This is a genomic window from Tautonia sp. JC769 (genome assembly GCF_040717455.1).
In the GTDB taxonomy this organism is placed as follows: domain Bacteria; phylum Planctomycetota; class Planctomycetia; order Isosphaerales; family Isosphaeraceae; genus Tautonia.
On sequence record NZ_JBFEFH010000009.1, the window covers coordinates 204,623 to 215,812 of the forward strand.

Below are 11,190 nucleotides of genomic sequence, written 5' to 3' on the forward strand. Positions count from 1 at the left end.
GGCCCTGTTGCCGTCGATCATCCGGAGCCCCCTCGCGATGAAGCTCGGCTTCAATACCGCCATCGTCCCCGACCTGTCGCTCGAACAGGTGCTCGACCTCGCCCGCGACCAGGGGTTCTCGTGCATCGAGGCCTGCTGCTGGCCCCCCGGCAAGGCCGAGCGCCGCTACGCCGGGGTCACGCACATCGACGTGGAGGGCCTCGACGCCGACGGCATCCGGCGCATCCAGGCCCTCTGCTCCTCGAAGGGGGTTTCGCTCTCGTCGCTCGGATATTATCCGAACGTCCTGCAGCCCGACCGCGAGCAGGGCGAGCGGGAGATCGCCCACCTGCGCCGGGTGATCGAGGCATCCGCCGCGCTCGGGGTCAACGTGGTGACGACCTTCGTCGGCCGCGACCCCGGCCTGTCGGTCGACGAGAACTGGCCCCGGTTCCTCGACGTCTGGCGGCCGTTGATCGCCCTGGCCGACGAGAAGGGGGTGAAGGTCGGCATCGAGAACTGCCCGATGATCTTCACCCGAGACGAGTGGCCGGGCGGGAAGAACCTGGCCACCACCCCGGCCATCTGGCGCCGGATGTTCGAGGACATCCCCAGCCCCAACTTCGGCCTGAACTACGATCCGTCGCACTTCATCTGGCAGATGGTCGACTACATCGCCCCGATCTACGAGTTCAAGGACCGCCTGCACCACGTCCACGCCAAGGACGCCCGGATCGACCGTGCAAAGCTGAACGAGCACGGCATCATGGGCTACCCGAACCTCTGGCATACGCCCAAGATCCCCGGCCTGGGGGACGTGGACTGGGGGCGTTACTTCGGGGCCCTCTCCGACGTCGGGTATGACGGGCCGGTCGCCATCGAGGTCGAGGACCGCGCCTTCGAGGGCTCGCTCGAAAAACGGAAGGAGTCGCTGATCATTGCCCGCCGCCACCTCATCCAGTTCCTCGCCGGCTGAGCCGAACGGTCCGCCGATCGACCTGTCGATCCTGATCCCCGTGAAGGACGAGGCCGAGAACGTCGGGCCGCTCCACGCCGAGATCGCCGGGGCGCTCGGGCCGCTCCCCCTGCGCTTCGAGGTCATCTTCGTCGACGACGGCTCGACCGACGGAACCGCCGGCCGCCTGCGGGCGATCCAGGAGAAGGACCCGGAGCACGTCCGGATCGCCTTCCTGCGGACCAACTGCGGGCAGACGGCCGCGCTGTCGGCCGCGATGGATCTGGCCCGCGGCGAGGTCCTCGTGCCGATGGACGGCGACGGCCAGAACGACCCGGGCGACATCCCGAGGCTCTTGGAGAAGCTCGACGAGGGGTTCGACGTCGTCTCCGGCTGGCGACGCGACCGCAAGGACAAGTGGCTGACCCGCCGGGTGCCCTCGCAGATCGCCAACCGGCTGGTGGCGCGGCTCTCCCGGGTCCCCTTGCACGACTTCGGCTGCACGCTCAAGGCGTATCGGCGGAGGGTCCTGCGCGGGGTCCGGCTCTATGGGGAGATGCACCGCTTCATCCCCGTCTTCGCCTCGTGGCAAGGGGCGAGGGTGGCCGAGCTGGTCGTCAACCATCGCCCCCGGCAGGCCGGGCGGACGAAGTACGGACTGGGGCGGACGTTCAACGTCGTGCTCGACCTGATCCTGATCCGCTTCTATCAGCGCTACGCCCAGCGGCCGATCCACTTCTTCGGCCGGGTCGGCCTGTATGCGTTGGCGGCGAGCGTCGCGGCCTTCGGATTGATGGTCTTCTACAAGTATGGCTATCCGGCGATCGGTTTCCCGAAGAAGGATTTCGTCGAGACCCCCCTGCCCCAGGTGGCGGTCACCTTCTTCCTGGCCGGGGTGCAGTTGATCGTGACGGGCGTGGTGGCCGAGATGGTGATGCGGACCTATTACGAGTCGCAGGGCAAGCCGACGTACCTGCTCGGCGAGGTCCTGCAAGGACCGACGGTCAGCGATCGGCCGGGGCCGCCTGCGAGACCCGACTGACCGGACCCGGGCCGGGGGGGAGGGACGAGCCGGCCCCACCCTTCCCGTTCGGGGTGTCCTCGTTGCCCATCTGCGTCTGGGTCAGCTCCCGGACCTGCCCGGCGTTGGCCAGGTAGACGAACAGGGCGATCAGGGCCCCGAGGAACTGCGCGACGCGGAAGGCCATCATCGTGACCGCCCCGCCGTCGTAGTCGGCCAGCCTGAACAGGACGCCGCTGATCTGCTCCGAGACGCCGAGCGCCCCGAACGGCAGGGGGATGGCCGTGCTGAAGAGGACCAGCGGGACGATCAGGAAGTGCTGCGCCAGGCCCGGCACATCGGGGAAGATGGCCCGGCCGATGTAGATGAACGCGAAGATGTTCAGGACGTGCGTCAGCGACGACATCACCACCGTGCCCACGACCACGTCCATCCGGCGCCGGTAGGCCGAGCCCATCACGGCCAGCTCGTGCAGGGCCGCCGCGAACTTCCGGCGGTGGGCGAACCGCTCGGCCAGCGGACGATACAAGGGGGGGGCGAACGCCACCGCCATCACGCCGATGACCGCGACCGACATGAACACCGCGGCGCCGATCAGGCGACGGACCGGGGCCTCGACCTCGTCCCAGGCGAAGGCCCCGACCGCCATCGCCAGCAGGAACATGCCGAGCAGGCCGATCATCCGGTCGATCGCCACCGAGGCCACCGCCTGGGTCTTGCGCGACTGCTCGCGCATCAGGTAGGCTGCCTTGACGAAGTCCCCCCCGACCGCCCCCGGGATGACCATGTTGAACAAAAGCCCGATGAAGCCCAGCCGCAAGGCGTCGCGCACCCGGAACGGCAGGCCGAGCGCCCGGACGAGCACATACCAGCGGAGGAAGGCCAGCAATGCCCCGCTGAAGTAGAGCGCGAAGCCGACGGCGAACAGGCCGTAGTTGATCTTGCGGTCGAGCACCTCGGCGACCTGGTCGCGGTTCGTCCAGAGCGCGAGGCTGAGCAACCCCAGCCCGATCGACAGGCGGACCACATAGCCGATGATCAGGCGGACGGTGCGCTTGGGAGGCGTCATGCGGCTTCTCGTCGGCGGCGAAACGGGGACGACAGGGCGTCGGACGACGCTTTGGAGCAAACGTAGTGAAGCCCGGCAATTGTGTCAACCAGAGCTGAATGGACCAGCCAAGGCGGCTCGGCGTCCGAGGACCCCGACCCGGGCCTCGGCGATCGCCCAGTCCTGACGAGGTTCGAGGCCCGATGCCCATGACCCGATCCGACCGCCTCTGGCTTGCCCTGATCATGGTCATTGTCCTCGCCTGGCAAGTCCCCCTGTTCGGGCGCACGAAGGCCGGGCAGGATGAGAACTTCTACGGCGTGCCCGGCATGATGATCCTGCGGACCGGCCTGCCCCAGATCCCGTACATCCCGTCGCGGGACCCGGAGACGATCTACTACCACTCCGACGAGGTCCTCTACACCCTGCCCCCGCTCGGGTTCTACCTGGAAGCGGCCGTCCACCTGGTCCTGGGAGACGGCCTCGGCCCGGCCCGGATGGCGTCGATGATCGCGGGATTGGTGGCGGTTTTGATCGTCTGCGACCTGGCCCGGCGCTGGTCGGGGTCGAGGCGGGCGGCCCTGCTGGCGGCGGCCAGCTACCTGTTCTCGCGGGCCTTCCTCTTCCCGGCCACGACCGCCCGGCCCGACATGGCGGCGATCGCCTTCGGCCTGGGGGCCGTCTGGTCGGTCTCCCGGGACGACCGACGGTGGCGAGACGTGGTGCTCGGCGGGGCATTGGCGGGCCTGAGCATGCTCTGCCACCCGCTCGGCCTGGTGCCGACGGCGCAGGTCGGGCTGGCCCTGCTCGTCGGCAATCGATGCTGGAAACGGAAGCTGGGCGAGGCGACGGCCTATTCGGTCGTCGCCCTGGCGGCCTTCGGGCTCTGGTTGCCGATGATCGCGCTGCACCCGGAGCTGTTCCGGATCCAGTTCGGCGGCAATGTCCTCGATCGCGCCGGGCCGGGGCTGGGGGAGACGATCCTGGCCTTGCCTGGCGTGGTGGCCTTCCAAAGCTGGAACGCCTTCGACCACGTCGGCCCGATCCAGGGGGGGCTGTACGGCCTCGGCACGCTCTGGCTGATGCGAGAGGTGGGCCGGGGGGCGGATCGGGGGCGATTGCGGCGGGTTCTGTTCCATGCGGTGGCGGCGGTGGTGCTGCTGGTTTTGGTGATGGGGCGTCACCATATCCGGAACTACTACGGCTATCCGGCGGCCCTGCTCAGCGTGCCGGTGGGCCTGATGCTCGACCGGTTGGCGTCGCGGCTCGGGGCGAAGGTCGGCAGCACGCGGGCGACGGCGATCGTGGCGGCGGCGCTGGTGCTGGCGATGGTGCCGGGTTCGGGGCTGCGGGTGCTGGGGGCGCATCTCCGGCACTGGGACGACCCGAATTACCGGGTCGGGCCGTTCGTCGACCGGATCGCGGCCGACCTACCCCCGGGGGCCCTCGTGGCCGCCGACGGGTCGTACGTGCTGGAGTTCTTCCTGCGGGATCGTCCCGTGGTCGAGGCGATCGTCGATCCGTTCTACTACAACGTGCGGCTCGAACCGTTCGAGTATGCCGTGTTCGGGCCGATCGGGCTGGAGCAGATCCGGCCGGAGATCGAGGGGCTTGAGCTGGTCAGGACTTACGGCGATCGAGATGACCCGTTCGGGCTGTACGCGGAGCTGTATCGGCGGGTCCGGGCGGATTCAGGCGAACGGTCGGAGCTGTGATCCCGAGGTGTGCCCGACCCCAACGGCCGGTTGCTCAGAGCGCCGCGTCGTCGAGCGGGCCGTGTTGCAGGTGGCGTAGCAGGGCCTCGGCGTCGAAGCGGGAGATGCCCAGGGTGGTGGCGAGGGCGAAGTCGTCGAGCCCGGAATCGACCGGCATGCTGACGCGGGGCAGGAGGCGTCGGAGGCGATCGGGCAGCGGGGGCGCGGGGCAGCGGCGGCGATGCTCGGCCCAGGGGTCGCCCAGGCCGACGAAGCCGGGGTCGAGCCAGTAGGCGCGGCCCCCTTCGCGGAGCAATCGGGCGAACCAGGCCTCGAAGCTCGGGGCGATGATCCGGGGCGGGAGGCCGGTCAGGTCGTCGCCGGAGGCGAAGATCGGGGCGTCGCCGCAGGGGAGCCAGCGATAGGCGAGGTCGATGCAGATGGTCTCGGCCTCGTTCGGGTTGCCCAGCTCGAACCAGCTCTCGGGCTGGACGATCAGGCCGGGGACGCGGGCGAAGGGGACCATCGGCCCGATGGCGCCGATCGGATGCACGGCGGGGCCGGCCTCGGGGTAGAAGCCGTCGGAGAGCCGCAGCCAGGCGCGGAGCGACCGGGGGAGGGTGAAGCCGTGGCGGGCCTCCCAGTTGTCGATCGCGGCCGGAGGCACGGGGGTGCGCAGGGCCGAGGCCCCGTCGCCGATCGCGGCCAGGTGCTTCGGGGACGGCAGCCAGGACGGCGGCACGCCTGCGGCCCTCGCCCAGCTCCCGACGGCCTCTTCCAGGCGGTCTGTGGTGGCGGTGATCGGGCTCATGACAGGGCGGCCTCCGCGACCGGGACCGATTCGGATTCCGAGGTCACGACCCGGCCGATGAGCGTGACGGCGCTGACCTGATCGACCACGACCGGCAAGAGGTGGCCCGCCTGCCGCAGGTTGCCGGTGAAGACGACGATGCGGTCGCACGAGGTCCGGCCGGTCATCTGCGTGACGCCGATGCCGCTCGGGTCATCCTCGCTTCGCTTGCCGGCCGCCTTGCTCGGCCCCTCGACCAGGACCTCGACGGTCTGGCCGATCAACGGGCGGTTGTCCTCGACGCTGATGGCGTTCTGGAGGGCGAGCAGCTCGAGGTTCCGGCGCTTCTTGACCTCCTCGGGCACGTCGTCGGCGAAGCGGTCGTCGGCCTTCGTGCCGGCCCGGGGGCTGTACTTGAAGATGAAGCTGTTCTTGAACCGGGAGCGTTCGACCAGCTCCATCGACTTCTGAAAGCTTGCCTCGGTCTCGCCGCAGAAGCCGACGATGAAGTCGCTGGAGACGGCGCAGTCGGGGACCGTCTCCCGGATGCGGCCCATCATCTCGTCGTACTGGGCCACGGTATACAATCGCTTCATCCGCCTGAGGACCTCGTCACAACCGCTCTGCGCCGGGACGTGCAGATAGCGGCTGACCCTCCGCAAATCTCGGACCGCTTGCAGCAGGTCGTCGGTCATGTCGAGCGGGAAGTTGGTGACGAACTTCAGGCGGAGCAGGCCGTCGAGGTCGTGCAGGAGGGCGAGCAGGTCGGACAGGCGGGTGGTCCGGCCGTCGCCGTGGCGGTAGGTGTAACTGTTGACCGTCTGGCCGAGCAGGGTGATCTCCTTGACCCCCTGGGCGAGCAGGCGGCGGGCTTCCTCGACGATCAATTCGGGCGGTCGGCCCTGCTCGGGCCCCCGGACCGAGGGGACGATGCAGTAGGTGCAGAACTTGTCGCACCCCATCTGGATGCGGACGAACGCCTGGTGCGGGGTCGCCCCCTGGGGGGTCGGCTCGGGGGCGCGGTCGGGGTCGTAGGTGGGGAAGGTGTCGAGCACGTCGAGCGTCTTGCCGGCGTTGCGGGCCAGGCTGACGGCCATCTGGGGCTTCTGCTCAAGCTGGGCGGTCTGGAGCAGCTCGGAGACGCGGCCGATCTGGCCGGGGCCGACGACGAGGTCGACGTGGGGGGCGCGGTGGAGGATCTGCTTCTGGTCCTTCTGGGCCATGCAGCCGATGACGCCGATCTGGACGTCGGGCCGACGCTGCTTGAGGTGCTTGATGCGGCCCAGGGCGCTGTAAATCTTATCCTCGGCGTGCTGCCGGACGGAGCAGGTGTTGTAAAGAATGGCGTCGGCCTGGTGCAGGTCGTCGGTCAGCTCGTAGCCGTCTCGGCGAAGCTGCGCCACGATCAGCTCGCTGTCCAGCACGTTCATCTGGCAGCCGACCGTCTCGATATAGAGCGACTTGCGCGGCGTAGCCGGGTCCGACATGGTCAGGCTCCGGTCCGAAGGGCACAACCGCCCGACGGCTTGCGAGGGGCCAGGGAACTGCTGTGCCGACGGTTGCGATCGTCGGCGAAAGAGTTCCCATTCTAACGGAGAGGGACGGGGTTTGGAAACGTGGGTCCGCGGTCCTCGAGGGCGTCCGGGCCGGCAAAAGGGGCGGGAGGGGAATCAGGCGGGATCGTCCCTGGTGGGCAAGGCCGGGGTCCGGCCTTCGGGTCGTCCAAATACTCTACGAGATGCCCGGATTCCTGACAACCGGTTCTTCCGGGGATTCGGGGGGATTGCACGATGCCGAAGGAATCGGGGGCGTCGGAGCAATGAGGGGCATCGGAGCCGGCGAGGTGCGTCTTCGAGGACTCGACGGCACCCTACGGGAGGGCTGGGGATTCGGGGCCGAGGAGGTCGCCGGGGCGGACGGCGTGCCCCCGGAGGAAGGCGTCGACCGGCATCGGCTTCTTGCCGGGGACCTGGACGAACCAGAGGCGGACGGCGCCGGAGCCGGCGGCGACCACCAATCCCGGACCCGATCCCGAGGCGTCGGCCACGATCACCCGGCCCGGCTCCCCCTGCCCTTCGACGACGCTTGAGCGGTGGACGATCAAGCGAACGGGCTTCTTCTCGGGGTCGGACGGGTGCCAGTGGGTCGAGGCGGTCGGCCAGGGCTGCATGGCCCGGACGAGGTTGTGGACGTCCTGCGCGGGGCGGGACCAGTCGATGAGGCCGTCGTCCTTGCGGAGCTTCGGGGCCTTGGTGGCCTGGGCGGTCTCCTGGGGGATGACCTCGGCGCTGCCGGCGGCGAGGGCGTCGATCGCCTCGACGATCAAAGGGGCGCCGAGCCGGGCGAGCCGGGCCTCAAGCTCCCCGGCGGTCTCGTCGCGGGCGATCGGGGTGCGGGCGACGGCGATCATGCCGCCGGCGTCGACGCGGGGGGACATGAGGATGACGGTCACGCCCGACTCGGTCTCCCCCCGCTGGATGGCCCGGGCGACCGGGGCGGCGCCGCGGTACTTCGGGAGGATCGAGCCGTGGAGGTTGATCCCCCCCATCGGCGGCACGCCGAGCAGCTCGGCCGAGAGGATCTGGCCGTAGGCGGCGGTGACGAGCAGGTCGGGCCGCAGGGACCGGACCAGCTCGACCCCCTCGGGGGCGTTGACGTCCTCCGGCTGCTCGACCCGCACGCCCTGGCGGATCGCCTCCTGCTTGATCGGGCTCGGGATCAGCTCCTGCTTGCGCCCCTGGGGGCGGTCGGGCTGGGTGACGAGGGCGACGACCTCGTGCCCGGTCTTGAGCAGGGCCTGGAAGGTCGGCAGGGCGAAATCCTTCGTGCCGAGCATCACGATCCGGACGGCGGGGGCGGCCATGAGGGGGAATCCCAAGGGGTTCGTTCGAAAGCGGATCTGTCAAGCGAGGCCAGGTTCGGGCGATTCAAGCGTTCTGGGAATTCGGGGCCTCGGCGGGGGCCGGGGCGGAGGCGAGGCGGTCGGCGTCGGAGAGGACGTCGGGCAGGATGCCGCCGTGCTGGACGAGGGCTTCGAGGCGGGCTTGCAGGGCGGCGTCGTCGCCGAAGAGCCCTTCGGCCTGGCTCTTGCGGAAGTCGACCTCGATCTCGCGGAGCTTGGCGGAGGTGGCGGCGCGGACGGGGGCGTCGAAGCGGTCGGTGATGAGGGTGCCGTCGAGGTGGTCGGTCTCGTGCTGGATGGCCCGGGAGAGGAGTCCGTCGACGTCGGCCTCGATCTGGCGGCCGTGCAGGTCGAAGGCCCGGACGCGGATCTTCTTCGAACGGCGGACCTTGCCGTAGAGGGCGGGGAGGCTGAGGCAGCCTTCCTCCTCCTCGACGACCGACTCGCGCTTGAGGATCTCGGGGTTGATGAAGACCTGCTCCTGGTCGGGTTGCTCGGGGTCGGCGGTCAGGTTGAGGACGAAGAACCGGAAGGGCAAGGCGACCTGATTGGCGGCCAGGCCGATCCCCCTGGCCTCGTACATCAGGTCGAACATGCGGCGGACGGTCGCCCGGAACTCGTCGTCGATCCGGCGCAGGGGCTGGCTCTTGTAGCGGAGGGCCGGGTGGGGGAAGTTCACGATCCGAAGCACGACGATGGCTCCCGGGCTGGCTGGCAAGGTGGTGTGACTCGCAGATGAGAGGGATGCGTCGATTATACGCGGCCGGTCGGGTCGGTGGCCACCGCGTCTCGCCGGGCAGAGGCGGGGGATCGGGTGGCGTGGGTGCGCTGCGGGTGCGCCAATTGGTGCGCCGGAGTGTTCATGGGGATTGTGTTGCGCTATCTGGGGTTACGTCGAGAAAATGCGTTCGTTTCGTGCGGGCGCTCAGGGAGATTGGGTTCGTTTGGTGATCGTCATTGGGTTTGTTTGGCGCAATGGGGATTGGGTTCGTTTCGGAGAGGAATTGGGTCTGTTTGGTGGGCCCCGGCAGGACGGATTCGGCGGTGTTCGTGGGGGCACGTTGGGTTTGTTTCGCGCCGGTGGGGATTTGAGTTCGTGTGGCGCGGTCGATATGGCGTGCTTTGGCGCGGGGGAGAGTGGTTGGGGCTTCCGAGGGGGTCGAGGTCGAGGGGGACGGCGGGGGAATTCATGGTGCGTCATCGGGGGGTTGGGGCCAGGGTGCAGCAAGCATCGATTCCTGGAGACGCGAGGCGTCGACAAGACTATCGGGAAAATCGGCCGTCTCAGTCACAGAATCGGGATCAAGTACCCTGGGCGATGGGTCAATCCATGGTGTGTAGGGTGCTGTCGAGTCTTCGAAGACGCACCAGATCTGGGGAGGCGATCGACAGCGCTTGACGCGGTGTCGGGACGATCTCCACATCGAATCTTCGAAGGCGCACCAGATCTGGGGAGGTGCGTCTTCGAAGACTCGACAGCACCCTACGGGCCGAGAAGACTCGACAGGGCTTGGGGCACCCGTGGGTTGAGGGGGGCAGGTCGAGGGGGAATAATGAGGGGCGGGTGGGGTGCGGGGTGTGGCCGGGGAGCGACGTCAGTCGATTGGGCGCATGATTGAAGTGGAGCGGCTGTCGAAGCGGTACGGGGCGGTGAGGGCGGTCGAGGGGATCAGCTTCTCGATCGGCCGGGGGGAGATCGTCGGCCTGCTCGGTCCGAACGGGGCGGGGAAGTCGACGACGATGAGGATGCTGACGACGTACCTGATGCCCACGAGCGGCCGGGCTCGGCTGGCCGGGCATGACGTGATGGACGAACCGCTCCAGGTGCGGCGGAAGATCGGGTACTTGCCCGAGAGCGTGCCGTTGTACCCGGAGATGAGGGTCAGGGAGTTCCTCCGATTCCGGGCCTCGCTGAAGGACGTGCCGCGGTCGAGGCGTCGGGGGGCGATCGACGACGCGATCGAGATGACGGGCCTGGGGGCGGTGGCGCATCGGGTGGTCGGGAACCTGTCGAAGGGGTATCGGCAGCGGGTGGGGCTGGCCGATGCCCTGCTGAGCGACCCGGATATCCTCATTCTGGACGAGCCGACGGCGGGCCTGGACCCGATCCAGATTGGCGAGGTCCGGGACCTGATCCGGGAGCTGGGCAAGCGGCACACGATCCTCTTGAGCACGCACATCCTGCCCGAGGTGGAGATGGTCTGCGGCCGGGTCATTATTATCGCCTCGGGCCGGATCGCGCTGGATCAGCCGTTGGAGCGGTTGCGGTCGGGCCGGGCGGTCGAGGTGGAGGTCCGGGGGCCGAAGGATTCGGTGCGGGGTGCGTTGGAGACGGCGCCGGGGGCCGGGGCGGTGCGGCCGATCGCGGTCGAGGGGGCGGCGCAGGGGGATGCGGGGGTTTGTGCCTTCGAGGTCCGGCCGAAGGACGAGGCGGCGGTCGACGAGCTTCGGGAACTGATCGCCAGGCGGGTCGTCCAGAACGGTTGGGCGGTGCGGCGATTGGACCTGTCGCGCTCGACGCTGGAAGAACGGTTCGTGAGGGCCGTTCGGGATGCGGTGGTCGTCGATCACGAGGGGGAAGCGGCGTGAGCGATCGGGCGACGTTTGGGCCGGAGCGACGGTTCGAGCCGGGGACCCCTCACCCCGGCCCTCTCCCCGCGGGCGGGGAGAGTGGGACAGAGTGCTCCCAACCCTCGCCCCCTGTGGGGGAGAGGGTGGCCGTAGGCCGGGTGAGGGGGAAGCAGTCGTGTCGGTGCTTCGGCGTTTCTCGTCGTATCGCTTCCGGTCGAACCTGGTGGGAT

General features: G+C 69.0%; 9 protein-coding genes. 4 read left to right on the forward strand and 5 right to left on the reverse strand.

What is annotated here, in order from left to right; all coding sequences use genetic code 11:
* Positions 1 to 37: 37 nt before the first annotated feature.
* Positions 38 to 955: a sugar phosphate isomerase/epimerase family protein gene (locus tag AB1L88_RS11910; protein ID WP_367096876.1), complete on the forward strand. Its 918-nt coding sequence runs from the start codon at positions 38 to 40 to the stop codon at positions 953 to 955.
* Entirely contained in the window at positions 918 to 1,976 is a 1,059-nt protein-coding gene (locus AB1L88_RS11915) for a glycosyltransferase family 2 protein (RefSeq protein WP_367096877.1), read from the forward strand. The genes AB1L88_RS11910 and AB1L88_RS11915 overlap by 38 nt, the downstream gene beginning before the upstream one ends.
* Here AB1L88_RS11915 and AB1L88_RS11920 read toward each other — a convergent pair.
* The gene (locus tag AB1L88_RS11920) at positions 1,939 to 3,024 is read right to left on the reverse strand and encodes a lysylphosphatidylglycerol synthase transmembrane domain-containing protein (protein ID WP_367096878.1); all 1,086 of its coding nucleotides are present in this window, start codon (positions 3,022 to 3,024) and stop codon (positions 1,939 to 1,941) included. The genes AB1L88_RS11915 and AB1L88_RS11920 overlap by 38 nt on opposite strands.
* 182 nt (positions 3,025 to 3,206) lie before the next feature.
* Between AB1L88_RS11920 and AB1L88_RS11925 the strand changes: the two genes are divergently transcribed.
* Positions 3,207 to 4,718 carry a glycosyltransferase family 39 protein gene (locus tag AB1L88_RS11925; protein ID WP_367096879.1) on the forward strand — a complete coding sequence of 504 codons (1,512 nt, stop codon included), beginning with the start codon at positions 3,207 to 3,209 and terminating at the stop codon, positions 4,716 to 4,718.
* Between the two features lie 34 nt (positions 4,719 to 4,752).
* Here AB1L88_RS11925 and AB1L88_RS11930 read toward each other — a convergent pair whose 3' ends face one another.
* The 4 genes from AB1L88_RS11930 to def form a co-directional block, all read right to left on the reverse strand.
* Positions 4,753 to 5,508 (reverse strand): SMI1/KNR4 family protein, encoded by a 756-nt coding sequence (locus AB1L88_RS11930; protein WP_367096880.1) that lies wholly within the window; start codon positions 5,506 to 5,508, stop codon positions 4,753 to 4,755.
* Positions 5,505 to 6,974 (reverse strand): tRNA (N6-isopentenyl adenosine(37)-C2)-methylthiotransferase MiaB, encoded by a 1,470-nt coding sequence (gene miaB / locus AB1L88_RS11935; protein ID WP_367096881.1) that lies wholly within the window; start codon positions 6,972 to 6,974, stop codon positions 5,505 to 5,507. Before miaB ends, AB1L88_RS11930 begins: the two co-directional genes overlap by 4 nt.
* 383 nt (positions 6,975 to 7,357) lie before the next feature.
* Positions 7,358 to 8,350, reverse strand: coding sequence for a methionyl-tRNA formyltransferase (gene fmt, locus AB1L88_RS11940; protein ID WP_367096882.1), 993 nt, complete (start codon positions 8,348 to 8,350; stop codon positions 7,358 to 7,360).
* A gap of 64 nt (positions 8,351 to 8,414) precedes the next feature.
* Entirely contained in the window at positions 8,415 to 9,080 is a 666-nt protein-coding gene (gene def, locus AB1L88_RS11945) for a peptide deformylase (RefSeq protein WP_367096883.1), read from the reverse strand.
* A gap of 920 nt (positions 9,081 to 10,000) precedes the next feature.
* On the opposite strand from def, the gene AB1L88_RS11950 reads away from it, so the two are divergent.
* Positions 10,001 to 10,978 carry an ATP-binding cassette domain-containing protein gene (locus AB1L88_RS11950; RefSeq protein WP_367096884.1) on the forward strand — a complete coding sequence of 326 codons (978 nt, stop codon included), beginning with the start codon at positions 10,001 to 10,003 and terminating at the stop codon, positions 10,976 to 10,978.
* Positions 10,979 to 11,190: the final 212 nt, after the last annotated feature.

Excerpts from the sequence above, each read along its gene's own strand:
- AB1L88_RS11920 (WP_367096878.1), bottom strand. The coding sequence starts at position 3,024 with ATGACGCCTCCCAAGCGCACCGTCCGCCTGATCATCGGCTATGTGGTC.
- miaB (WP_367096881.1), bottom strand. The coding sequence starts at position 6,974 with ATGTCGGACCCGGCTACGCCGCGCAAGTCGCTCTATATCGAGACGGTC.
- fmt (WP_367096882.1), bottom strand. The coding sequence starts at position 8,350 with ATGGCCGCCCCCGCCGTCCGGATCGTGATGCTCGGCACGAAGGATTTC.
- AB1L88_RS11910 (WP_367096876.1), top strand. The coding sequence starts at position 38 with ATGAAGCTCGGCTTCAATACCGCCATCGTCCCCGACCTGTCGCTCGAA.
- AB1L88_RS11930 (WP_367096880.1), bottom strand. The coding sequence starts at position 5,508 with ATGAGCCCGATCACCGCCACCACAGACCGCCTGGAAGAGGCCGTCGGG.
- AB1L88_RS11950 (WP_367096884.1), top strand. The coding sequence starts at position 10,001 with ATGATTGAAGTGGAGCGGCTGTCGAAGCGGTACGGGGCGGTGAGGGCG.
- AB1L88_RS11925 (WP_367096879.1), top strand. The coding sequence starts at position 3,207 with ATGCCCATGACCCGATCCGACCGCCTCTGGCTTGCCCTGATCATGGTC.